We start from the raw sequence: 22,156 nt of genomic DNA on the forward strand, positions 1-22,156 counted from the left end.
GGAGCGCTATTGGCTGGGTGTCTGACGTTCGCTCAGAAGCATGACGCCGCAGCGGCTATAACCTGCAACGTCCACCCACGAGTCTAGATGGTCCGGCGTTTGAACCAGGCGCGCCACCTTGGTTACGATCATACCGAGAATCTCTCGGATCTGCGCATCCGGGCACTCGTCGACGATGCTACGCATGGTTGAAATCCGGCGATAGGTGTCTTGCGGATCACCATAGACGTCACGACGGTCGGAAGTCACGTTTGCGTAAGCGGCGTCGAACTGCTCGAGCAGCGTTTGGGGTTGGGCCGAATCACCCATATTCCGCCTCCATCGGTAGAAAAGCCGCCTTTTGCAGGAGGGTGATCGCCACAATCAACGCATTCCGCATTCTGTCCCAGGCTAACCCGTCTGCCGAACCCGGCTTCAGCCACCTCGACAGAAAAAGGATTGTGGCGTGTCCGGCAGAAAGCCGCCCTGTTCGCGCATTGTGCGCAGCAGGCGCTTTGCCTCCCCACACTCAATTTTTCGTTGCTCAACGCACCATCGAAGCACCCGAATAGTGCCAAAGACTCGATGGGTACCTATGAGGCTGCTGGCGGCTGTCCGCGCTCTGCGGTCATCACAGCAAATATGATAATCGTCCCCTGCGGCAACCGCCATGCATTCGGTCTCACCCGCGCCTAGACGATGCGCGTCCAAGAGTTCCAGAAAGCGTTCCGCGTTCACGGAATCGTCGTCGAGGAAGTTGAGCAATCCCCGCTGCTGCAACTCAAGAGTTATGGCTGCGCAGGTCGGGCCCGACTCATCAACAACCACAGGCGGGAGCCACCATTCGATTCCCTCAAGCGAACAAATTAGCTCTAGGGCGCCCGCATGCGCCAAATTGATTACAGAGCAAGAGTCGAGGAGCGCCCTCAAGGCTCAACTGGCCTAACATTGGCAGCCAGTATTTCCCCGATCGTTACGCCGAGCCTATCGGCTGCCCAACCAATCGAGATCTCACCGAGGTTGATCTTGCTCGACAGATGTTCGGCCAGGTTTGCTGAAATCGGCGGGAACGATACTTCTGGACGAGCGGGAAGGCCTAACGATTCGGCTCGCTTCTCGGGCGAACCGAATTCCTTGCTCAACGTAGTCGCAAGGCTGTGCCCGACGCCGGCCGGGAGAAGGCGCAGATCCTCGCAACGTCGTGCTGCCACTTCGAAGCTGACTCCATAAAAACGAGCCAAGAGGAGTATTTCCATGTCGGTCAGATTGTTGGACTCAATCCCGAAATGGTCTCGAAATAGCTTCAGGGATTTTCCAACGCCCACATCCGGGAGCAGCAAGCACGAGGAAAATGCGTCGACGAACGACTCCTCTTGCGAGTGGCGACCAAACGAGCCGATGTCTGATGGCTCCTCAAACAACGCTCTATCGCCATTCTGATGATGAGCGACGATATGTCCCAACTCATGCCCAACTGTGAAAAGCATACGGCCAGCAAAGCGAGGTGAAACAAAAATGAAGCAATAGTTGCCGGCAACGAGAGAGACGCCCTCATAACGGGAATAATCTAGGCGACTGACAATGACGCCCTCGAGCGACCCCAGAACGAGAAACAGGTCGCTAGCCGGTTGCTCTTCGTGATCCTCAAACACCATCCGCCTGAACTGCTTCGCTAGCCGATCAGCCTCGGCATAGGTTCTCTCGCCCGCTCCGATTGCTTGAAGCCAACCCGGAAGCCCGGACCTAGGTGGTAAGATCTCCAGCGCCGCTTCAATGAACGACGCAACCTTCTCAACGGTAAGGTCGTAGGAGGCCTGTCCTTTCTTTGTATCGCGAAACAGGGGGCGCACCGAGGTGGCTTCGCTAGCCGGGCGCGCGCGGGCGAGGAGATGCAACGGAACGCGCAAGCCTGCGGCGATTGCCCGGACCTCAGATAGCGCGGCATTTTCGCCCGACAATATCGCCTCAACGCGCTCAAGAGGCAGCCTTGAACGGTTCGCGATCTCTTTTGGGCTAATTTTCAGCCCGCGAAGCGCATCGGCGACAGCAGTCACGTCACTTTGCCGCAGTTTTTATGCCGCGAAGCCAATCCATCAAACCGTGAACCTGATCCTCATTCAATCTGCGATGGCGACCGAGAATGTCGATGGCTCGGTTTCCTGGTCGCTCGAACATCTCAGAAAGCTTCCGCAATGAGCGTTCTCTCCCGAGTTCGATTTCTCTTGCGGTCTGCAGCGCAGCGGACTGATCACCCACGATATAGTTTCGAATACGCCGTTCAAAGGTGTCGGGTTTGTGATGATCCAACGGATGTTGGCGGCCTTGCGCGTCGACGATGATATTACCGCGAACGAAGCCATTCTCATCACGCCTGAGGCGATTTTGGGGGAAGCGTCCGTAAGCGGCTAACGCGTCGAGCTTCTCAGCAACGCGCATTCCCCCGATAACGTACTGCTGCACGTTCTCAGCCTTGCCAGACACAACAAACAGATAGTCGCCTGGATCGACAAATTGCCGAAGATTAGTCATGCATGCGCCCAAGGTCGGCGGATCGCCGAACAATGGGTCGTCGAGGTTGTTGTGCAGCCCTGGATCAGCGCCGGTGCCAGTGATGTAGATGTAACCCTTCACGCAACCTGCCCCTTCGTTCTCTTGGCCGCCTTAAGCGCTTTTATCGTCGTCACAAAGGGATTGCACACTACACGCCGGCGGCCCGCCGTGGAAAACTCGGTCCCGCAACTTTCGCATTGATGCTCGTTGTGGGGGCGGAAAGCGAAGTCGCCGCGATCAAAAAGCTCGGCCCCGCAAGACGGGCAAGATAGATGGACGACCTTCCCCTTAAGATAGGTAAGTGCATTTTGCGCCATGAAGGTGCGCAGATGCTTCTCGTCCAACTCAATGCCGTCAATTCTTACATTGCTGAAGGTGCCGTCGAGCTTCGGATTTACCCCTGGTTTTACCCAGCCGTGGACGTGGATGCCTTCTTGCTCGCTTCTATCGGAAGTCCACAGCAGTGCGGGATTGGATGCCCAAATTTGCAGCCCCCCGGGATAATCAGACTGCCCGATATCAATGCTGCCCTTGGCTCGCCGCATCTTTGCGGCCGGTGCGATCGCGTTCAAATGGTGATGCACCATCTCCAACGGATTGGAGACGCGCTTCTGCTCCTCGCGGAAAAGCCTATTACAACCGTGACACAGATGGACGCGATGCGGTTTCACAGCGAACCAATCGGAATCCAAGTGGGGCGTGCCGCAGTGGTGGCAAAATAGGCCAACAATATTCCTGCCAAGGAAACGACTAATGTAGTAAGCAACCGCTGTCTCAGCGGTGATGAGAACTCGCTCCTGATTGAAAAGGTCACGGTTTACTGCAAGCTCAACCGCGTCAAAAGTAGCGTCGATGTCCTTCTTTCCGCCTGGCCGCTGTCGAGCATGCACATGGATACCTCGGTCGGCGGGCTCGTCGGCGGTATTGTAAACTGGCTCGACTGCCCCCCAAAGCGCGACTCCACCCGGAAAGTCATCTGGATTCAGCCGGAAGCGCCGAAAGTCCGCGATCGTTTGATATGCACCTTCGCACCGGACCATTCGCCCGCCGAAACGCGCAGTTGCGGATGCATTGTGCGAGAAACACCAAAAGCGCGGTTTCCCGCCCCGAGGCTTCGGCACCGCATGGATATGGCAATCATCAGCAATAACGCTCGCCATCTAAGTATTGCCTCCCGGACAATAATCGGAATGTAGGAATCGTAAGTGCGGTTGTCGAGCGCAACGGTGCAGCCTGAATCGTTTCGTGGAAGTCGTGGCGACTTCTGAATGATGACGAGGTTCCCGCACGAGCTGGCCGGCCCAATGCCGGACAGGAGAGATGAGTTCGGGGTTGCGTTACTATTCGATTCTTGCCAGCCCTAAGGCTAACCGAAGCCGACCAAACCATTTCCTATCTCATTCGAACAGCGATCGTTCGCGAGGGCGACTTGGGCTTTAATGGCAAGGCGCTGAATATGAATATGCGATGGAAAGTAAGCGCTGACCCGCCGGGACCGACCGACACAACAGCACCGGATCGACCTCCATCGAGCTGGTCAGCGCGATCGGAACCGACCGATATCCTACCGACAGCCTGATACGCCTCCGATAGCTATTCAATCGTCAGAGGGGGGAATGGAGATCGCCAGCTTAAAGGTCGAGAATTTCAGAGGCGTGCAGAACGGTGTGATCCGTTTCTCGCCGCACACGGCGCTTGGTCATCCAACACGCGGGGCTTCGTTGCGCGTGCAGCGAAGCGCCGGCCGGCAACACAAAGGGTGGGGGGCGAGCAGCGGCCTAGACATAGTCCCGGGCTACAAATAGCTTTGCCCGCAATGGGGGAAGCAAATGATCGATGAAGCGCAGCCACTAAAGGCAGGTGGAATTACGATTTGGACCGAGGGCGACCTCCTGGTCCTTAAATACTCTGCTTGGTTTTATGGTTTTCTGGGCACTAAGCGTGTCCCGCGCGCAAACATCACTTCGGTTTCATGGAAGGAGCCAGGTGATTGGGTAGCGGGCTTTATGGTACTGGATATTCTGGGGGAACAACGCCCATCGCCCCACGCCAGCCCGAACGTCCAGAATCAGAATCGCCTTCAATATGATCGGGCTGATCGGGACAAATTTGCAGAACTTCGCGACTGGATTGAAGCTGGGCGAACAAGCAAGGCCGACCCTCCCTCTGTCGGCCTCTCCGTCGCGGACGAAATCGCTAAGCTCGGCGCGCTGCGGCAGCAGGGCTTATTAACGGACGAAGAGTTCTCCGCCCAAAAAGCAAAATTGTTGGGCTGACGTTGAACATTTTCAGCGAGCCCGTGTTCGAGGCCCGACCAAGCCTTTGCACAACAGACACCGCGCGATGCGATGCCAGCAGCGGGCTAATTCCCACCACCGGCCCAAAACCAATCGATAAAGATATCCAGCTTTCGGGGAAAGAATCGCAACCACCGCTTACTCTCCCCACGCCTTCGGCGGTTGCACTGTCACGGGCCGAACGTTCGCCGCCCGGATGTTCGCCACCTTACCGTCCGCGAGCTTTCCTTGCTGCTCCGATGTCTCGCGCGAAGCCGCGCCGTCGATGAGTCGCTTCTGCAAACGGACGATGTCGATGTCCCGCCAAACCACGTAGCCCATGCGCGCCGCGCAAAGGCTAACAAGTCCGCCGACCGCACCCGAGACCGCCCGGCGGCCCCACACCGACCAAAGCGCGGCGTCGGCCTTTCCGATCACCGTGAGCGTCACCAGCCCACCAAGCACGATTGCGATGATGCTTATTATCCAGCCGTACTCAGTGGTGACGCGGAGGATTGCCGCCGTGAGGCCCTGCCGCTCCCCGGGGTCGAGGCTCTTCCACTCCAAAGTCGGCATTCCGCGATTCAAGCGGACGAAGACCGCTGCGACCATGATCGAGAGCGCGGTAATCAGCGGCGTGAACGCATCGAACAGGCGCGCGAGCGGGACCGCCCAAGCGAAGAGCCCGGCCGCCAGCACGGTAACAACAATGGCAATCGTTCGGGCCATCAGGCCTTGATCTTTCCGTCCTTCACGAACCGAGAATATACCTCTTGGAGCTGATCCGCGACGTTGTCGAACTCCAACAGATTGCTGCCCTCGTGCGGCAAATTGAACGGCATCCGGGTCCGCAAGATGGCGTCGCCGTCAACGACCTTGCCGTCCTTACCCTCAATCTCGACCTTGGCGTCCGACGCATCGGCCAAGTCGTTTGCAATGGCCTGGAACTGCTCGCGCGACTTCTCCGTCCGGCGTCCCCGGACCTTCACCGACGCCTCTACCGCTAGATATTCCTCCGGACCGAGGCTTTCAACGAGCGAGGCCGTCTTCGTCTTGCCGAAGATCGCCTCCACGATCGGCACCGCCTGCTGCATTTCCGCGAACCTGTCGGCGATGCGCCGCGAGGTTTTCACCTCGCGCTCCTTCGGCTCGACCGGAACGGATATGGCCTGCGGGGCAGACTTACCCGTCACGCGCAGGTTGCGTATCTCACCAATGTCGCCAGCCGTCATCGTGTTGTCGAATTCAGCATTCAACGCGAACGAGAGCGAGGGATCGACCACAGCGCCGCCCTTCTTGAGAAGCCAGTCAAGATAGAGCCTGACGAGTTCAGGCGTCATGGAGTGCGTCTTCACGAACAGAACGTGGTTTCCGATGGCGATCCAGTAGGCGAGCCCGCGGATGAACTGCGACCCCGCAGGGGCTTCGCTCTCGTTGAGGTCGTAAACCGTTGCCGTGGTCAGGTCCGAAAGCTCGACCTCCGAGGGCTCCATCTTGAGCAGCGCCTGCAAGTCCTTCGCTTGCGCTAGACACATCTCGCCAAATACCGCGCTGGACAAGTCCGCTACCTTGTTCAGGAATATCTTGCGGCCATCGCCATCTGTCACGTCGAACACGCGATCCTCGGGCCTTGCCCACAAGGCGGCAGCCCCCTTTTGACTATTCAGCGCCTCCCGACAGAGGCCTTCCAGGGTCTGTCCCTTCAACTGCTTCGCATCTGCCTCGAAACGCCGATAGTGTACCATGTGATAGGCCGTGCTCATCATCCCCCCTGCGTCGCGATATTTCTGCGGGGGAACTGTATTGCGTCCGCCAGGGAAATTGCCAAGGAACTTAGAAGTCCGCTTCGCGCCGCTGGACTTTACACCGCGTAGGAACTCGCGTCCGCCACCTTCTTGCGGCACTCACCGCACAACCGATTGCCCACGCCGGTACTGTGGAAATCGCCGCGACATCACAGGCACGCGCGGCGCGTCGTGGTGCACGGGGTTGCCATCGAGGTCGCGGGAGGCTCGGCCGAATTTCAGGCGCGTCTCATCCGCCAGCAGGCGCTGCGCCTTGAGCTTGGCATAGCGCAGATGAGCCGGCAGCGGCGGGGTTTGTCCCTCGGCGGCTCTCGGCCCGCTCCCGCGCCTGGGCGAAGTCGCGGAGCGGCGTGTCGCTGGATAGCACCTCGCAAGCGCTTGCTCCGGCGTGCAGCCCCGCTGAGCGCACTTTTCATAATGCCAAAAACTAGATTGGCACGGTCAAATACCCGTTTGACAAAGACAACCATAATCGCCAAATCTTGTGTTGAGGGAGCCAAACGGCTATTTGGCTCCCTCAAATGGCAAACTGATAATGGAGAATACCATGCTCATGCTTACCAAAGACGATATTCGCAACCTTTCGCCATCGGCGCAAGAGGAGCTTAAGCAACTCTTGTTCGCCAAGCCGACAGTGGACGTGACGGGGCTGCCCGACGGCCTCACCGCCGACGACTTCGAGGATGTGGTCGATCTGAACGCGGACCAGATGGAGGACTTCATGGCGGGCTGTTCCGCCGAGACGATCGCTGGCCTGAAGATCATTGCCGAGAACGGCCCAGTCATCCACGCTAGCCAACTCGACGCCGCGGGCATCGATAACTACGGCCACTTCCAAGGTCGCGTGACCAAGCGGACGCGCACCATCACCGGCAATCGCAACGCGTACCTGTTCACGTGGGACGACTGGACGCAGCAGCCAGGCGGCGTCGGCCACTACGTTGTCACCCCGGCGACGTTCCGGTCGCTGCGCATTTACTTCAAGCTCGACTGATCGTCGAGCGCGCTGCCGACGCGAAGGGCGGTCCCGGCGGGCCGCCCTTTTTGTTGTGCGCTCCACACTTCGGTCCGATAACGCGGGCGGGGCATTGCAGCGGGGGATAGACTTGCGTCACCAACTGACCGGCAACGCTGGCCTGTACCACGTCGCCCGTGAGCTATCCCGACGCGGCTGGCACGTCATGCCTACCGTCCGCAATGCTCGAGGCGCTGACCTCTACGCCGCCAGCGACGACGAGGCGACGGTTCTGCCCATCCAGTCCAAGGCGCTGTCGAAGCGCGACCCGGTGCCGCTTGGTGGATCGCTTGACGCCCTCCGCTCGCCTTGGTGGATCGTCACCATCAGGGCGAACACGGCCGCGCCGACCTGCTACGTCCTCACGCTCGACGAGGTGAAGGCCCTTGCCCACCGCGGCGTCAGCCCGGCGACCGGCGCGGTCTCGTTCTGGTTGCAGCCCAAGTCCTACGCCCAGCCGAAATATGAGGAGGCGTGGCATCGACTGGGAGAACCGGGCGGAGCGAGCTGTAGATAACCCGTCCGATTACCCGGGCGTGGCGCGCGGCGACGCAAACGCAACATATCCTCACGGTTGCACACCCAGAGCTGAGCCTAGAGGAGAATCGGCTTCGGGCGGCCGTCGAGTGATCACCCGCCAGGAAATATGCAACTTATTGCGCAAACGCCCTCTCCGGCAGTGGCAATCGGTGGTTATGGTCGCGACTGCGCCCAAACCGGTTTTGAGCTAAACGAATGACCGCGTCTGGCGAAACGAAGCTGACGGCCGATCGGCGGGTGTGGGGGCGCAAAGCGGACCCGTCCCGTACCGCGCCGCTCTATAAAATCTCACGTCAGGTGTGGGGAAAAATGTGGGGTAGCCCCTGGTGGGATCGAGAAATTGATTGCAAAATCAATTCACTGTCTCGGGATCTGAGATCCCTCCCGCGTTTGCGAACTATCTCGGTTGTGTCCACGCACTACCCACAGGCCGTCGGCGAAGAAGCGTGCGTCACCGCGCTCGACATCGTCGTCCGCCGCTTCCGGCTCAAGACCGGAGCGTCGCCAACTTTCGAGCTGCTCTGGCGTGCGGACCCTTTCGAATGACGGCGAACTGTCGAATCGTCAGGAAGGCCCAAACTTCGGGCTGCGAAGCAGGCAAAACCGCATAGCTAACGCGCTGTGGGAACCGATGAGGGGGCGGTTTGAGCGGCATTTCAGTAAGTCACTGAAAGGCAACGGAATTTTTTGGTAGATTGGATGCCCCGTGAGGATTCGAACCTCAATTAACGGAGTCAGAGTCCGTAGTCTTACCTTTAGACGACAGGGCATCACGCGGTGTCGAAACCGCAGGGGGCGCGCAATAAGGCGGCTCCGCGGCGCTGTCAACGCCCGGAAAATCCCCGCTGCCTTGCTCCTTGCCCCAGTCTCCGCTAGCCTCGCTCGCAAGCACCGGCGGCAAAAAGCCGTGACGGAATAGAACATAAGCGAGTGATATTATGGGGGATGGCTCCGCCAACATGCCCCGCGGCCGTGCTCCCGGCAAAGCCCGGAAGCCCGCGCCGCCCCCGGAGCGGCCGATTCGCGGCCGCTGGCCCGAAGCGCGCCACTATGCCGCGCTCGATCTCGGCACCAACAACTGCCGCCTGCTCATTGCTCGCCCGCAGGGGTCGGGTTTCGCGGTGGTCGACGCCTTTTCGCGCATCGTCCGCCTCGGCGAGGGCCTCGCCACCAGCGGCAAGCTCTCCGATGCGGCGATCGAGCGCACCATCGCGGCGCTGCGCATCTGCGCGGAGAAACTGAAGCGCCGCCACGTCATCCTCGCCCGCTCGGTGGCGACCGAGGCCTGCCGCCAGGCCTCGAACGGTTCGGAATTCATCGAGCGCGTCTACCGCGAAACCGGCATCGCGCTCGACATCATCACGGCGGAGGAAGAGGCGCGGCTGGCGGTACTCGGCTGCCACGCGCTGCTCGAGCCCGGCGACGGCCCGGCTCTGGTGTTCGACATCGGCGGCGGCTCGACCGAGCTGGTGCTGGTCGATTCGCGCGGCGAAGTGCCCCGCATCCTCGACTGGCACAGCGCGCCCTGGGGCGTGGTCTCGCTTACCGAGGCATCGGGCGGCGCCGAGACTCCCGAGGAGCGCGCCGCGCTCTATGCCAGCATGCGCGCCCGCGTCGCCGAGAGCTTCTCCCCCTTCGCCCGGCGCCTGCGCACCCCGCGCGGCACGCGGCGGCTGCTCGGCACCTCGGGCACCGTCACCACGCTCGCCAGCGTCCATCTCGGGCTTGCCGCCTATGATCGCTCGGTGGTCGACGGGCTGATCGTCCCCGCCGCGGCGATGCGCGACGTCAGCCAGCGCATCGCGGGCATGAGCATGGGCGAACGCAGCCAGGTGCCGTGCATCGGCTCGGAGCGCGCCGACCTGGTCGTCGCCGGCTGCGCTATCCTCGAGACGATTCTCGATCTATGGCCCGCCGAGCGGCTGGGCATCGCCGACCGCGGCATCCGCGAAGGCATTCTTCGCCGCCTGATGAACGGGAGAGTTTTGTGAGCAGGGGTGGGGGCCGCGGCCATACCCGCGTGCTGACGGCACGCAAGCGCACCGCGCAGTCGACGCGCTGGCTCGAACGCCAGCTCAACGATCCGTACGTCAAGAAGGCCAAGGCCGAGGGCTATCGCAGCCGCGCGGCCTACAAGCTCACCGAGCTCGACGAGCGCTTCGGCTTTCTCAAGGGCAAGAAGCGCGTGCTCGATCTCGGCATCGCGCCTGGCGGCTGGACGCAGGTGGTGCGCCGCAAGCTGCCCAAGGCGGCGGTGGTCGGCATCGACCTGCTCCCGGTCGATCCGATCGACGGCGCGACGATCCTGATGATGGATTTCATGGACGATGCCGCGCCCGGCCGGCTGATCGAGGAACTGGGCGGCTCGCCCGACCTGATCATCTCGGACATGGCGGCCAACACCGTCGGCCACCCGCAGACGGACGCACTCAGGACCATGGGCCTGGTCGAGACCGCGCTCGATTTCGCGATCCAGGTGCTCGAGCCGGGCGGCGATTTCGTCGCCAAGGTGTTCGCCGGCGGCGCCGATTCGGCGCTGGTCGCCGAGATGAAGCGCAACTTCGCCACGGTGAAGCACGCCAAGCCGCCCGCCAGCCGCAAGGGATCGGTGGAGTGGTTCGTGGTGGCGCAGGGCTTCAAGGGTCGCGCCGCGCCGCCGCCTGCCGAGGCATGATCGTCGACCTGCTCTGGACGGCGGTGATCCTGCTGCTCGGGCTCAAGCTGATCGCCACCATGATCCTGCTCCCGCGCCCGCGCGCGGAGCGTCTGGCCGATCGGCAAGGAGTCTGGCTGTGGTGGGCGACCAAGATCACCCCGATCCTCGCCGTGCCCTGCATGATCGCGATCGCGTGGATCGAGAACGATCGCGGCGGGCTATGGGTCTATCCGCTGCTGATGGTCTTCGTGCTCGTCGCAGTGCCGGTGATGGTCTGGCGGCGGTTCGGGCGAACCGCGTAGCGCGCCTATTTCTCGCGCGCGTGCACGCCCCACACGATGGATTTCCAGCTGCGCCGGTTCACGACGCGCTGATAGAAAAGCATTGCGATCAGGGCACAGACCAGGCTGGCCATCGTCATCCCGAAGCCGAGCCAGCGGCTCGTCAGCCAGGCGATTGCCGAAAGCACGAGATACCCGACCAGCCACTTGCGCCATGCCTTGGCGATGGTAACGACGGGCGCTTGCGACATGGCGTGCAGCCTAGGCGTGAACGGGTCCAAGCAAAAGGGCCCCGGAATCGCTTCCGGAGCCCCTTGCTTGATTAGCGATTCGCCGGCGAATCAGCCGTCGTAGTCGCCGCCCAGATTCTGGTTGCGCGGCGGGGCTGCGGCGGTGAGGCGCAGCGCCTCGGCCGAAGCGGCGATCGAGCCGACCTCGTCCGGGGCCTCCTCGTCGTCGATCTGCACGCGCTGCAGGCTCGAGACCACCGATTCCTCGAGGTGAGTCGGGCGCACCGTCTCCTCGGCGATCTCGCGCAGCGCGACGACCGGGTTCTTGTCGCGGTCGCGATCGATGGTCAGATCGGCGCCGCCGGAGATCTGGCGGGCGCGCTGCGCAGCGAACAGCACGAGATCGAAACGGTTGGGAACCTTGTCGACGCAATCTTCGACAGTGACGCGCGCCATCTGTGCTTCCTTGAAAACGGAGTATCCGGGAAAGGCGGCGATCTAGGGTTGGCGCGCGGAAAAGTCAAGAAAATGGGAGGCGCCGTTCCCGGGCGAACCGAATCGCGCACGGCGCGTTGGGAACGCAGCCGCAACGATACGGCCGAACGATACGGATAGTCATGCAAGCCCCAGCCCCCCTCGCCGTCCCCCTTGCCGCCGCGCCGCCGGTCCCGCATCACCCCCGGATGCGCTTCAACCAGCCGAGCTTCACCGTCGACGGCAACCGGCTGACCCTGCTGCCCGACGGGCCCGAGCGGATGGCGGCGCTGCTCGACCTGATCAACCGCGCCGAGCGCTCGCTGCGCGTGCTCTATTACATCTATGTCGACGACGAGGCCGGCGCCGCCGTGCGCCAGGCATTGCTCGATGCCGCGGCGCGCGGCGTGACGGTCAGCCTGATCGTCGACGGGCTCGGCAGCGAGCATGCCCAGAGCCACCGCTTCTTCGATCCGCTGCGCGAGGCGGGAGTGGAGGTGTGCCGCTTCGTGCCGCGCTGGGGCCGGCGCTATCTGCTCAGGAACCACCAGAAGCTCGCGCTCGCCGACGAAGAGCGGGTGATCGTCGGCGGGTTCAACATCGAGGACAGCTATTTCGGCACGATCGCCGAGGAAGCCTGGCGCGACCTCGGCCTGCTCGTCGAGGGCCCGGCGGCGGGCCGGCTGGTCGGCTATTTCGATGCGCTGTCCAATTGGGCGAAGCGCCCCAAGCCGTCGCTGCGCAAGCTCGCGCGGACGCTGCGCACCTGGAGCGAGCCCGAAGGCGCCACCCGCTGGCTGCTCGGCGGGCCGATGCGGCGATTGTCGCCCTGGGCGCGCGAAGTGAAGCGCGACATGGAGCGCGCGCAGTCCATCGACATCATCGCCGCCTATTTCGCCCCCAACCCGGCGATGCTGCGCCGGCTCGATCGCGCCGGACAGCGCGGACGGGTTCGGTTGGTGCTGCCGTCCAAGCTCGATCACGGCGCCGCGATCTGGGCGGCGCGCTTCACCTATGCCGGGCTGCTGCGCAAGAAGGTGCAGATCTACGAATACCAGCCGACCAAGCTCCACGCGAAGCTGTTCCTGCTCGACGACGTCGTGAACATCGGCTCGGCCAATTTCGACATCCGCTCGATGTTCCTCAACCTCGAGCTGATGTTCCGCGTCGAGGACGCTGCCTTCGCCGCCTATGTCCGCGCCTTTGTCGACGGCGAAGTGGCGCGGTCCGAGCGGATCACGCCCGAGCTCTACAAGGCGCGCACCGGCGTCTGGACGCGGGTGAAGCAGGCGGCGGCCTATTTCGTGATGGCAGTGCTCGACTATAACGTCACGCGCCGGCTGAACTTCGGCCCGCGCGGCGGACGCAAGCAGGGCTGAGGGGATATCTTACCACCGTTATCCCGGCCTTGCGCCGGGATCCCGCTTCTTCTTTTCGGGAAACGGTAGCGGGACCCCGGCGCAAGGCCGGGGGTGACGGTCCAATATTTGCAACCTCGCGCCGCGCGACTTTGCAAACTCAATCCTTCACCGTCTCCATCGCCACATAGGTGGAGGTGCTGGCGACATGCGGCAGGCTCGAGATCTTCTCGCCCAGCACGATCCGGTAGCGGCGGATATCGGCGGTGCGCACCTTGAGCAGATAGTCGAAATTGCTCGCCAGCATGTGGCATTCCTCGACCTCGGCGATGCGCCGGACGGCGGCGTTGAACTCCTGCAGCGCCTTTTCCCGCGTGTCGGCCAGCTTCACTTCGGTGAAGGCGATATGGTCGAGCCCCATCCGCGCCGGATCGATGATCGCGCGGAAGCCGCGGATCACGCCCGAATCGGTCAACCGCTTGAGCCGCACCTGCGCCGGGGTCTTGGACAGGCCCACCTGTTTCGCCAGCTCGGTCACGGTCATCCGGCCATTTGCGACCAGAGCGTCCACGATCTTCCGATCGAACTCATCCAGTTCGACTGCCGGGGCATCCTTTTTCATGCATCCTGCCTAGCAGATGTCCATCAATATAGCCATATTGCCTGAGACGGACGCCCGATAAGTCGGATCGACTACCGGTCTGGGTGTATACCTGGCGTATGAACCCGTCCGCTCCGTTCGCCGCGTTCGCTCCGCCCGTTCGCCCGGCGACGCCGCTCCGCCAGGCTATCACCGCCGCCTATCGCCGTGACGAGCGCGCGGCGCTGGCCCCGCTGCTCGACGCCGCGACGCTCGACGACACCACTCGCGCTGCGATCCGCGAGACCGCGACTCGGCTGGTAACCGGCCTGCGCGCCCGGCGCCGCAGCGGTGCGGTCGAAGCGCTGGTCCAGGAATATGCGCTGTCGAGCGAGGAGGGCGTCGCGCTGATGTGCCTTGCCGAGGCGCTGTTGCGCATCCCCGACGACGCCACCCGCGACGCGCTGATCCGCGACAAGATCGCCGATGGCGACTGGCGCGCGCATCTCGGCGGCAAGCCGCTCTTCGTCAACGCCGCGACCTGGGCGCTGGTGGTAACGGGCAAGCTGGTGAGCACTGCCGACGACAAGGGCCTAGGCGCCGCCCTCATGCGCCTCGTCGCCCGCGCCGGCGAGCCGGTGATCCGCCGCGCGATCGACATCGCGATGCGGATGATGGGCGAGCAGTTCGTCACCGGCGAGACGATCGCCGAGGCGCTCAAGCGCGCCCGGCACGAGGAGGCCAAGGGCTTTCGCTACAGCTATGACATGCTCGGCGAGGCGGCGACCACCGGCGCCGATGCCGAGCGCTATTACCGCGATTACGAGAACGCGATCCACGCGATCGGCAAGGCCTCGGCCGGGCGCGGCATCTATGAAGGGCCGGGCATCTCGATCAAGCTCTCGGCGCTGCATCCGCGCTATGCCCGCTCGCAGGCGGACCGGGTGATGGGCGAGCTGCTGCCCCGGGTGAAGACGCTGGCGGCGCTTGCGCGCAGCTATGATATCGGGCTCAACATCGACGCCGAGGAAGCCGACCGGCTCGAGCTCTCGCTCGACCTGCTCGAGAGCCTGGCGCTCGATCCGGACCTGGTGGGCTGGGACGGGCTCGGCTTCGTCGTCCAGGCCTATGGCAAGCGCTGCCCGTTCGTGCTCGACTGGATCATCGATCTCGCCGAGCGCGCCGGTCGCCGGATCATGGTCCGGCTGGTCAAGGGCGCCTATTGGGATGCCGAGATCAAGCGCGCCCAGGTCGACGGGCTGGCCGACTTCCCGGTCTATACCCGCAAGCTCCACACCGACGTCTCGTACATCGCCTGCGCGCGGAAACTGCTCGCGGCTACCGACCGGGTGTTCCCGCAATTCGCCACGCACAATGCGCAGACGCTGGCGACGATCTACCAGCTCGCCGGGCCCGATTTCGCGGTCGGCAAGTACGAGTTTCAGTGCCTGCACGGCATGGGCGAGCCGCTCTACGAGCAGGTCGTCGGTGCGGACAAGCTGAACCGCCCGTGCCGCATCTATGCGCCGGTCGGCACGCACGAGACGCTGCTCGCCTATCTGGTGCGCCGCCTGCTCGAGAACGGCGCCAACTCGTCCTTCGTCAACCGCATCGCCGATCCCGAGGTCGCGATTGCCGAGCTGGTCGCCGATCCCGCCGAACAGGTCCGCGCGATGCCCGATCCGGGCGCGCCTCACGATCAGATCGCGCTGCCTGGCAGTCTCTATCCCGATCGCCGCAATTCGGACGGGTTCGATCTCAGCGACGAGAATGCGCTCGCCTCGCTGAGCGAAGCGCTGCGCAACAGTGCGACGATCGACCGGCGCGCCGCGCCTGCGGACGGGCAGGGCACGGAGCGCAAGGTCCTCAATCCTGCCGATCACCGCGACATTGTCGGCGTGGTGGTCGAGGCCTCGCCGGACGCGGCAGCCGCCGCCGTCGCCCGCGCCGCTGCGTCCGATTGGCACCGCACCCAGGTCGAGGAGCGCGCTGCGATGCTCGAGCGTGCTGCCAGCGCGATGCAGGCGCGCATGCCGCTGCTGCTCGGCCTGATCGTGCGCGAGGCCGGCAAGTCGCTGCCCAATGCCATCGCCGAAGTGCGCGAGGCGATCGACTTCCTGCGCTATTATGCTGGTCAGGCGCGCGTCAGCTTCGGCCCGGTCCAGGCGCCGCTCGGACCGGTGGTCTGCATCAGCCCGTGGAATTTCCCGCTCGCGATCTTCACCGGCCAGGTCGCCGCCGCGCTCGTCGCGGGCAATCCGGTGCTCGCCAAGCCCGCCGAGGAGACGCCGCTGATCGCCGCCCAGGCCGTGGCGCTGCTCCACGAGGCCGGCGTGCCGGCGGATGCGCTCCAGCTCGTCCCCGGCGACGGCAGGATCGGCGCGGCACTGGTCGGCGCGGCGGAGACGGCGGGGGTGATGTTCACCGGCTCCACCGATGTCGCGCGGCTGATCCAGCGCCAGCTCGCGTCGTGCCTCTCGCCCTCGGGCAAGCCCATCCCGCTGGTCGCCGAGACCGGCGGCCAGAATGCGATGATCGTCGATTCGTCCGCGCTCGCCGAGCAGGTGGTGGCGGACGTCATCGCCTCGGCGTTCGACAGCGCCGGCCAGCGCTGCTCGGCGCTGCGCATCCTCTGCCTGCAGGAGGAAGTCGCCGATCGCACGCTGGCGATGCTCAAGGGCGCGCTCAAGGAGCTGCGGATCGGCCGCACCGATGCGCTCGCGGTCGATACCGGCCCGGTGATCACCGCCGAGGCGCAGGGCAATATCGAGCGCTACATCGCGACGATGCGCGGCCGCGGCCACCGAATCGAGCAGCAGGAGCTGCCGGCGAGCGCCGCGCACGGCACCTTCGTCGCCCCGACGATCATCGAGATCGGCCATATCGCCGATGTCGAGCGCGAGGTGTTCGGCCCCGTGCTCCATGTGCTGCGCTACGCCCGCGAGGACCTGTCGGCGCTGGTCGATGCGATCAACGCCACCGGCTATGGCCTCACCTTCGGCTTGCACACCCGGCTCGACGCGACGATTGCCGAAGTGACCGCGCGAGTGAACGCCGGCAATCTCTATGTGAACCGCAACGTGATCGGCGCGATCGTCGGCGTGCAGCCTTTCGGCGGGCACGGGCTTTCGGGCACCGGGCCGAAGGCGGGCGGGCCGCTCTATCTCGGCCGCCTCGCCGAGGTGGCGCCCGCGGTGCTGGCAGCGGCGCCGTCGCCGCTGCTCGCCGAATTCATTGCCTGGCTCGAAGCCCAGGGCGAGGCCGAGGCGGCCGCCGCGGCGCGCGCCCAGGCCGCCCCGCTCGGCCTCGAGCGCGAGCTGCCTGGCCCGGTAGGCGAGCGCAACCTCTATGCGCTCCATCCGCGCGGCCGGGTGCTGCTTCGCCCCGAAACCCGTGCGGGCCTGTTCGCCCAGATCGCCGCGGTGCTGGCGACCGGCAATCGCGCGACGGTGGAGGGCATGGCGCTCCCCGCCGACCTGCCGCCGCACATCGCTGCGCTGTTCGTCCCCGATGCCGCCGAGCCCTTCGCCGCGGCGCTCGTCGAAGCCAGCGCACAGGTCGCTGCGCTGGCCGAGGAGATGGCGGCGCGCGAAGGCCCGATCGTCCCGGTGCTCGCCGCGGGCGCCACGGGCTATCCCGCCGCGATGCTGCTCGCCGAAGTCTCGGTCTCGATCAACACCACCGCTGCCGGCGGCAATGCGAGCCTGATGACGCTCGATTGACGCACTGCACAACAATAATCTTGCGCGGCCCCGGTCCGGCTTCTAGATGCAGTCCCGCATCAAGAGTCGGACCGAAGTTCGACGCCAACCTGCTCCCGAGCAAGGTGGCGCTCTCGCAAGAGGGGATGTGGCCGGACCGGCAAACAACGGGACCCCATGCCGCATTTTCGTCGATCCGATGCCTGGTGCCGAACCAAGCAAGGACCCGATCATGACGACCCAGCCCCAGCAATTCGCAAGCGACAATTATGCCGGCATCTGCCCGGAGGCGCTCGATGCGATGCTGGCGGCCAATGCCGGCTCGGCGGTCGCCTACGGCGATGACGAATGGACCCAGCGCGCCGCAGATGCCTTCCGCACGCTGTTCGACGCCGATGCCGAGATATTCTTTGTCTTCAACGGCACCGCCGCCAATTCGCTCGCGCTCGCCTCGCTCTGCCAATCCTATCACAGCGTGATCTGCGCGGCCTCGGCGCATGTCGAGACCGATGAGTGCGGCGCGCCCGAATTCTTCTCCAACGGCTCGAAGCTGCTCGTCGCCCAGACCGCCGATGGCAAACTGACTCCCGACGCGATCCGCGCGCTGGCAACCAGCCGCTCGGACATTCATTTTCCCAAGCCGCGCGTCGCCACGATCACCCAGCCTACCGAGACGGGGCAGGTCTATACGATCGACGAGATCCGCGCGATCTCGGCGGTCTGCCGCGAGCTCGGCCTCAAGCTCCACATGGACGGGGCGCGCTTCCCGCATGCCTGTGCCACGCTCGGCTGCACGCCTGGCGAGATGACCTGGGGCGCCGGCATCGACGTGCTCTGCTTCGGCGGCACCAAGAACGGCATGGCGGTGGGCGAGGCGATCCTGTTCTTCGATCGCGCGCTCGCCGAGGATTTCGACTATCGCTGCAAGCAGGCCGGGCAGCTCGCCTCCAAGATGCGCTTCCTGTCCGCGCCCTGGATCGGGCTGCTCGAGAGCGGCGCCTGGCTGCGCAATGCCGAGCATGGCAATGCCCTGGCGCGCGGGTTCGCGGCGCAGGTGGCGGACCTGCCCGGCGTGCGGCCGATCTTCCCGGTCGAATCGAACTCGGTCTTCCTCGAGGCGCCCGCCGCGGTGCTCGACCGGCTCGCGGCGCGCGGCTGGCGCTTCTATACCTTCATCGGCGGCGGTGCCCGCTTCATGTTCGCCTGGGACGCCCAGCCCGAGCGCGTCGCCCAGCTCGCGGCGGACCTGCGCGAGGCGGTCGGCGCGGAGACGGCGCAGGCCGCCTGATCGGCGCGGAGGCTTGCCACTCCGCCCGCCGCGCGGCATGGGATCGGCAAGCCAGTTTTAGCGTCAGGACCAAGCGCATGAAGGACAAACTCGTAGTGCTGATCGGCGGCGGCGGTTTCGTCGGCCGCTATGTCGCGCAGGAGCTGCTCGCCGCGGGCGCGCGGGTGCGCGTCGCCCAGCGCCGGCCGCGCGACGCCTGGTTCCTCAAGCCGCTGGGCGGCCTCGGCCAGACCCAGTTCGTCGCCGCCGACGTCACCCAGCCCGAGACGATCGCGGCGGCGGTCGCCGGTGCCGATGCGGTGGTCAACCTCGCCGGCGTGCTCAAGGGCGATTTCGACGCCGTGAATACCCAGGGCGCGCGCAATGTCGCCGCGGCTGCCCAGGCGGCCGGCGTCAAGGCGCTCGTCCATTTCTCCGCGCTCGGCGCCGACGCCGAATCGCCCTCCGCCTATGGCCGCTCCAAGGCGGCGGGCGAGGCAGCGGTCCGCCAGGCCTTCCCGGCGGCCACCATCCTGCGCCCCTCCTTTGTCTTCGGGCGCGAGGACCAGTTCACCAACCGCTTTGCCGCCCTGGTCGGCGCCGGTCCGGTCGTCCCGGTCGTCCGCGCCGAGGTCCGCTTCCAGCCGGTCTATGTCGTCGATGTCGCCAAGGCAGTCGTCGCCGCGCTCGCCGATCCCGAGGCGCATGCCGGCAAGGCCTATGCGCTCGCCGGGCCGGACACGCTGACCATGGCCGGCCTGTTCCAGTGGCTTGCCGCCGCGACCGGTCACAAGCCTGCCTTTGCCGAGCTGCCCGATCCGATCGGCGCGCTGATCGCGGCGCTGCCCGGCACGCCGATCACGCGCGACCAGTGGCGCATGCTCCAGGCCGACAATGTCGCGGGCGATGCTCCCGGCCTTGCCGCGCTCGGCGTGCGCGCGACTCCGCTCGCCGGCGTCGCGCCGGCATGGCTGGTCCGCTATCGCCGCCACGGCCGTTTCAGCAAGGTCGCTGCCTGAACCTGTCCGCGCCCCGGCGCATCGGAGCCTAGCCCAGCATGAGCGAAACCCTCGTCGCGATCCTCCTCGGCATTGTCGAGGGGATCACCGAATTCCTGCCCGTCTCCTCGACCGGGCATCTGATCCTCGCTTCCGAGCTGATGGGCTATGACGCCGCCACCTGGGCGATGTTCAACGTCGTCATCCAGCTCGGCGCGATCCTCGCGGTGGTGGTGCTCTATTGGCGCACCTTCTGGGCGGTGGCCGAGGGGCTCCTCAAGCGGAACCCGGTCTCGTGGCGCTTCCTGCGCAACCTGGTCGTCGCCTTCATCCCCGCCGCGGTGATCGGCCTGGCGCTGCACAAGCATATCGAGGCGCTGCTCGGCAAGCCGATGGTGGTCGCCTGGGCGCTGCTGCTCGGCGGCATCGCGATCCTGGTGATCGAGCGGCTGGTGAAGAGCGCGACGATCCACGGCATTGCCGAGATCCCGCTGGTCCGCGCGCTCGGCATCGGCTTCATCCAGTGCATCTCGATGATCCCGGGCGTCAGCCGCTCGGGCGCGACGATCATGGGCGCGCTCAGCCTGGGCGTCGAGCGCCGCACCGCGGCCGAGTTCAGCTTCTTCCTCGCCATCCCGACGATGCTCGGCGCGACCGTGCTCGAACTCGCCAAGAACCACGACTCGATCACCAGCGGCCGAGTCGGCTGGAGCGAGATCGGCATCGGCTTCGTCACCGCCTTCCTGGTCGCCATCGTGGTGATCAAGCTGTTCGTCGGCATCGTCTCCAAGCACGGCTTTGCGCCCTTCGCCTGGTATCGAATCATCGCCGGCGCCGGGGCAATTGCCTGGCTCTCCCTACGGTAAGGTCCGGATCGGCCGTAAATTGGCGCAATAATCTTTCAAATTGCTGCGGCCTAGGCCAGAAAATGCAATAAAGGTCAGCATTGCTGCCTTTTACCGACTCGCCAGCGGCGTTAGGCGCGCCCTATGGCGGAAACGATGCTCAAATTCGTTGGAACGGCGCAGGCTTATCCGGGCAAGCGCGAGGCTGAACTGCGTGCGGAGGATTTCCGCGAGATCGCGGATCGCTATGCGGTGCCTACGGCCGAGGAACAGGCGAGCCGCTGCTCGCAGTGCGGCGTGCCCTATTGCTCGGTGCATTGCCCGCTGCACAACCACATCCCCGACTGGCTGCGCCTGACGGCCGAAGGGCGGCTGCGCGAGGCCTATCAGCTGTCGAACAGCACCTCGACCATGCCCGAGATCTGCGGCCGCATCTGCCCGCAAGACCGGCTGTGCGAAGGCAATTGCGTCATCGAATTCTCCGGCCACGGCGCCGTCACCATCGGCTCGGTCGAGAAGTTCATCACCGATACGGCGTGGGAAGAAGGCTGGGTCGAGCCGGTCGCGGTCGGCCCTTCGCGCGGCCAGTCGGTCGGCATCGTCGGCGCGGGCCCGGCGGGGCTCGCCGCTGCCGAATATCTCCGCGAATATGGCTATGACGTGCACGTCTATGACCGGCACGACCGCGCCGGCGGACTGCTCACCTACGGCATTCCGGGTTTCAAGCTCGAGAAGCAGATCGTCATGCGGCGCATCGAGCGGCTCGAACAGGGCGGCATCGTCTTCCACATGGGCTTCGAGATCGGCCGCGATGCGAGCCTCGACGAGCTGCGCAAGCGCCACACCACGCTGCTGATCGCCACCGGCGTCTACAAGGCGCGCGGCATCCAGGCGCCGGGCGTCGGCGCGCAGGGGATCGTCGAGGCGCTCGACTATCTCACCGCGTCAAACCGCAAGGGCTTTGGCGACGCGGTGCCGGCATTCGACGACGGCACGCTCGATGCGAACGGCAAGCATGTCGTGGTGATCGGCGGCGGCGACACCGCGATGGACTGCGTGCGCACCGCCGTGCGCCAGGGTGCCGCCTCGGTGAAGTGCCTCTATCGCCGCGACCGCGCCAACATGCCCGGCTCGCAGCGCGAGACCGCCAATGCCGAGGAAGAGGGCGTCGAGTTCGTCTGGCTCTCGGCGCCGGAAGCGTTCGATTCCAAGGACAATGGGGGCACCGACAAGGTCAGCGGCGTGCGCGCCACGCGCATGCGCCTCGGCGCGCCCGATGCCTCGGGCCGCCGCGCGCCCGAACTCGATCCGGGCGGCGCCTTCCAGCTCCAGGCCGATCTCGTCATCAAGGCGCTTGGCTTCGAGCCAGAGGACCTGCCTCGCCTGTTCGGTGCCGAGGCGCTGGGCGTCACCCGCTGGGGCACGCTGCGCACCGACGGGCGCACGATGATGACCAGCCTCGACGGCGTTTTCGCAGCCGGCGATATTGTCCGCGGCGCGAGTCTCGTCGTCTGGGCGATTCGCGACGGCCGCGATGTTGCGGCGCATATGCATGCCTGGATGCGCGCCCGCGCCGATACGGCTCGGGCTGCTTGATAAGG

22 protein-coding genes, 1 tRNA gene and 1 riboswitch are annotated in these 22,156 nt (G+C 64.8%); of the genes, 13 read left to right on the plus strand and 10 right to left on the minus strand.

From position 1 onward, the window contains the following. Positions 1-6 precede the first annotated feature (6 nt). The 4 genes from ABLE38_RS09875 to ABLE38_RS09890 all read right to left on the minus strand — a co-directional run bounded on the left by ABLE38_RS09875 (position 7) and on the right by ABLE38_RS09890 (position 3,689). Positions 7-309, minus strand: a complete 303-nt coding sequence (locus tag ABLE38_RS09875) for a DUF6378 domain-containing protein (protein ID WP_348973977.1) — start codon at positions 307-309, stop codon at positions 7-9. Positions 310-905: 596 nt separating this feature from the next. Next, complete coding sequence (locus tag ABLE38_RS09880; RefSeq protein WP_348973978.1) at positions 906-2,033, minus strand: ImmA/IrrE family metallo-endopeptidase; 1,128 nt, start codon at positions 2,031-2,033, stop codon at positions 906-908. A gap of 1 nt (position 2,034) precedes the next feature. Further along, positions 2,035-2,610 (minus strand): hypothetical protein, encoded by a 576-nt coding sequence (locus tag ABLE38_RS09885; RefSeq protein ID WP_348973979.1) that lies wholly within the window; start codon positions 2,608-2,610, stop codon positions 2,035-2,037. Then, positions 2,607-3,689 carry a hypothetical protein gene (locus ABLE38_RS09890; RefSeq protein ID WP_348973980.1) on the minus strand — a complete coding sequence of 361 codons (1,083 nt, stop codon included), beginning with the start codon at positions 3,687-3,689 and terminating at the stop codon, positions 2,607-2,609. Before ABLE38_RS09890 ends, ABLE38_RS09885 begins: the two co-directional genes overlap by 4 nt. Before the next feature lie 669 nt (positions 3,690-4,358). On the opposite strand from ABLE38_RS09890, the gene ABLE38_RS09895 reads away from it, so the two are divergent. Then, positions 4,359-4,805 carry an SHOCT domain-containing protein gene (locus ABLE38_RS09895; RefSeq protein ID WP_348973981.1) on the plus strand — a complete coding sequence of 149 codons (447 nt, stop codon included), beginning with the start codon at positions 4,359-4,361 and terminating at the stop codon, positions 4,803-4,805. Between the two features lie 159 nt (positions 4,806-4,964). Here ABLE38_RS09895 and ABLE38_RS09900 read toward each other — a convergent pair whose 3' ends face one another. Then, on the minus strand, positions 4,965-5,534 hold the full coding sequence (locus ABLE38_RS09900; protein ID WP_348973982.1) for a hypothetical protein: 570 nt from the start codon (positions 5,532-5,534) through the stop codon (positions 4,965-4,967). Then, positions 5,534-6,568 (minus strand): hypothetical protein, encoded by a 1,035-nt coding sequence (locus ABLE38_RS09905; protein ID WP_348973983.1) that lies wholly within the window; start codon positions 6,566-6,568, stop codon positions 5,534-5,536. The genes ABLE38_RS09900 and ABLE38_RS09905 overlap by 1 nt, the downstream gene beginning before the upstream one ends. Positions 6,569-7,157: 589 nt before the next feature. Here ABLE38_RS09905 and ABLE38_RS09910 point away from each other — a divergent pair. From ABLE38_RS09910 to ABLE38_RS09920, 3 genes are all read left to right on the plus strand, one after another. Further along, positions 7,158-7,604 (plus strand): hypothetical protein, encoded by a 447-nt coding sequence (locus ABLE38_RS09910; protein ID WP_348973984.1) that lies wholly within the window; start codon positions 7,158-7,160, stop codon positions 7,602-7,604. 112 nt (positions 7,605-7,716) lie between these two features. Beyond that, on the plus strand, positions 7,717-8,142 hold the full coding sequence (locus tag ABLE38_RS09915) for a hypothetical protein (RefSeq protein WP_348973985.1): 426 nt from the start codon (positions 7,717-7,719) through the stop codon (positions 8,140-8,142). A gap of 431 nt (positions 8,143-8,573) precedes the next feature. Continuing rightward, on the plus strand, positions 8,574-8,711 hold the full coding sequence (locus ABLE38_RS09920) for a hypothetical protein (RefSeq protein ID WP_348973986.1): 138 nt from the start codon (positions 8,574-8,576) through the stop codon (positions 8,709-8,711). A gap of 150 nt (positions 8,712-8,861) precedes the next feature. On the opposite strand, the gene ABLE38_RS09925 is transcribed toward ABLE38_RS09920, so the two are convergent. Further along, positions 8,862-8,935 (minus strand) — tRNA-Gln (locus tag ABLE38_RS09925). A 189-nt stretch (positions 8,936-9,124) separates the two neighbouring features. Between ABLE38_RS09925 and ABLE38_RS09930 the strand changes: the two genes are divergently transcribed. The 3 genes from ABLE38_RS09930 to ABLE38_RS09940 are packed head-to-tail and all read left to right on the plus strand — an operon-like array spanning position 9,125 to position 11,123. Then, entirely contained in the window at positions 9,125-10,156 is a 1,032-nt protein-coding gene (locus ABLE38_RS09930; protein WP_348973987.1) for a Ppx/GppA phosphatase family protein, read from the plus strand. Beyond that, positions 10,153-10,839 carry an RlmE family RNA methyltransferase gene (locus ABLE38_RS09935; RefSeq protein ID WP_348973988.1) on the plus strand — a complete coding sequence of 229 codons (687 nt, stop codon included), beginning with the start codon at positions 10,153-10,155 and terminating at the stop codon, positions 10,837-10,839. Before ABLE38_RS09930 ends, ABLE38_RS09935 begins: the two co-directional genes overlap by 4 nt. Next, positions 10,836-11,123 (plus strand): hypothetical protein, encoded by a 288-nt coding sequence (locus tag ABLE38_RS09940; RefSeq protein WP_348973989.1) that lies wholly within the window; start codon positions 10,836-10,838, stop codon positions 11,121-11,123. Before ABLE38_RS09935 ends, ABLE38_RS09940 begins: the two co-directional genes overlap by 4 nt. Before the next feature lie 5 nt (positions 11,124-11,128). Here the strand turns inward: ABLE38_RS09940 and ABLE38_RS09945 are convergent, their stop codons facing one another. Continuing rightward, positions 11,129-11,353, minus strand: coding sequence for a hypothetical protein (locus tag ABLE38_RS09945; RefSeq protein ID WP_348973990.1), 225 nt, complete (start codon positions 11,351-11,353; stop codon positions 11,129-11,131). 90 nt (positions 11,354-11,443) lie between these two features. Continuing rightward, positions 11,444-11,788, minus strand: coding sequence for a DNA-directed RNA polymerase subunit omega (gene rpoZ, locus ABLE38_RS09950; protein WP_348973991.1), 345 nt, complete (start codon positions 11,786-11,788; stop codon positions 11,444-11,446). A 227-nt stretch (positions 11,789-12,015) separates the two neighbouring features. Between rpoZ and ABLE38_RS09955 the strand changes: the two genes are divergently transcribed. Further along, positions 12,016-13,185: a phosphatidylserine/phosphatidylglycerophosphate/cardiolipin synthase family protein gene (locus ABLE38_RS09955; RefSeq protein ID WP_348974483.1), complete on the plus strand. Its 1,170-nt coding sequence runs from the start codon at positions 12,016-12,018 to the stop codon at positions 13,183-13,185. Between the two features lie 139 nt (positions 13,186-13,324). Here ABLE38_RS09955 and ABLE38_RS09960 read toward each other — a convergent pair whose 3' ends face one another. Continuing rightward, on the minus strand, positions 13,325-13,786 hold the full coding sequence (locus ABLE38_RS09960; protein WP_348973992.1) for an Lrp/AsnC family transcriptional regulator: 462 nt from the start codon (positions 13,784-13,786) through the stop codon (positions 13,325-13,327). A 98-nt stretch (positions 13,787-13,884) separates the two neighbouring features. Here ABLE38_RS09960 and putA point away from each other — a divergent pair, with 98 nt between their 5' ends. From putA to ABLE38_RS09985, 5 genes are all read left to right on the plus strand, one after another. Beyond that, positions 13,885-17,466 carry a trifunctional transcriptional regulator/proline dehydrogenase/L-glutamate gamma-semialdehyde dehydrogenase gene (putA, locus tag ABLE38_RS09965; protein ID WP_348973993.1) on the plus strand — a complete coding sequence of 1,194 codons (3,582 nt, stop codon included), beginning with the start codon at positions 13,885-13,887 and terminating at the stop codon, positions 17,464-17,466. A gap of 51 nt (positions 17,467-17,517) precedes the next feature. Then, a riboswitch (SAM-I-IV-variant riboswitch) is annotated at positions 17,518-17,623 on the plus strand. 54 nt (positions 17,624-17,677) lie between these two features. Then, a complete protein-coding gene (locus ABLE38_RS09970) occupies positions 17,678-18,733 on the plus strand; it encodes a low specificity L-threonine aldolase (protein ID WP_348973994.1) in 1,056 nt (351 codons plus the stop codon). A gap of 77 nt (positions 18,734-18,810) precedes the next feature. Beyond that, positions 18,811-19,731: an NAD-dependent epimerase/dehydratase family protein gene (locus tag ABLE38_RS09975; protein ID WP_348973995.1), complete on the plus strand. Its 921-nt coding sequence runs from the start codon at positions 18,811-18,813 to the stop codon at positions 19,729-19,731. A 38-nt stretch (positions 19,732-19,769) separates the two neighbouring features. Beyond that, positions 19,770-20,576, plus strand: coding sequence for an undecaprenyl-diphosphate phosphatase (locus ABLE38_RS09980; protein WP_348973996.1), 807 nt, complete (start codon positions 19,770-19,772; stop codon positions 20,574-20,576). Positions 20,577-20,699: 123 nt separating this feature from the next. Then, the gene (locus ABLE38_RS09985; protein ID WP_348973997.1) at positions 20,700-22,151 is read left to right on the plus strand and encodes an NAD(P)-dependent oxidoreductase; all 1,452 of its coding nucleotides are present in this window, start codon (positions 20,700-20,702) and stop codon (positions 22,149-22,151) included. The last annotated feature ends 5 nt before the right edge of the window (positions 22,152-22,156 follow it).

Source organism: Sphingomonas sp. KR3-1, from assembly GCF_040049295.1.
Classification (GTDB): Bacteria; Pseudomonadota; Alphaproteobacteria; order Sphingomonadales; family Sphingomonadaceae; genus Sphingomonas.

Coding starts and splice junctions, on each gene's coding strand:
- ABLE38_RS09875 (WP_348973977.1), bottom strand. CDS start 309: ATGGGTGATTCGGCCCAACCCCAAACGCTGCTCGAGCAGTTCGACGCC.
- ABLE38_RS09890 (WP_348973980.1), bottom strand. CDS start 3,689: ATGGCGAGCGTTATTGCTGATGATTGCCATATCCATGCGGTGCCGAAG.
- ABLE38_RS09895 (WP_348973981.1), top strand. CDS start 4,359: ATGATCGATGAAGCGCAGCCACTAAAGGCAGGTGGAATTACGATTTGG.
- ABLE38_RS09900 (WP_348973982.1), bottom strand. CDS start 5,534: ATGGCCCGAACGATTGCCATTGTTGTTACCGTGCTGGCGGCCGGGCTC.
- ABLE38_RS09905 (WP_348973983.1), bottom strand. CDS start 6,568: ATGAGCACGGCCTATCACATGGTACACTATCGGCGTTTCGAGGCAGAT.
- ABLE38_RS09910 (WP_348973984.1), top strand. CDS start 7,158: ATGCTCATGCTTACCAAAGACGATATTCGCAACCTTTCGCCATCGGCG.
- ABLE38_RS09930 (WP_348973987.1), top strand. CDS start 9,125: ATGCCCCGCGGCCGTGCTCCCGGCAAAGCCCGGAAGCCCGCGCCGCCC.
- ABLE38_RS09940 (WP_348973989.1), top strand. CDS start 10,836: ATGATCGTCGACCTGCTCTGGACGGCGGTGATCCTGCTGCTCGGGCTC.
- ABLE38_RS09945 (WP_348973990.1), bottom strand. CDS start 11,353: ATGTCGCAAGCGCCCGTCGTTACCATCGCCAAGGCATGGCGCAAGTGG.
- rpoZ (WP_348973991.1), bottom strand. CDS start 11,788: ATGGCGCGCGTCACTGTCGAAGATTGCGTCGACAAGGTTCCCAACCGT.
- ABLE38_RS09955 (WP_348974483.1), top strand. CDS start 12,016: ATGCGCTTCAACCAGCCGAGCTTCACCGTCGACGGCAACCGGCTGACC.
- ABLE38_RS09960 (WP_348973992.1), bottom strand. CDS start 13,786: ATGAAAAAGGATGCCCCGGCAGTCGAACTGGATGAGTTCGATCGGAAG.
- putA (WP_348973993.1), top strand. CDS start 13,885: ATGAACCCGTCCGCTCCGTTCGCCGCGTTCGCTCCGCCCGTTCGCCCG.
- ABLE38_RS09970 (WP_348973994.1), top strand. CDS start 17,678: ATGACGACCCAGCCCCAGCAATTCGCAAGCGACAATTATGCCGGCATC.
- ABLE38_RS09975 (WP_348973995.1), top strand. CDS start 18,811: ATGAAGGACAAACTCGTAGTGCTGATCGGCGGCGGCGGTTTCGTCGGC.
- ABLE38_RS09980 (WP_348973996.1), top strand. CDS start 19,770: ATGAGCGAAACCCTCGTCGCGATCCTCCTCGGCATTGTCGAGGGGATC.
- ABLE38_RS09985 (WP_348973997.1), top strand. CDS start 20,700: ATGGCGGAAACGATGCTCAAATTCGTTGGAACGGCGCAGGCTTATCCG.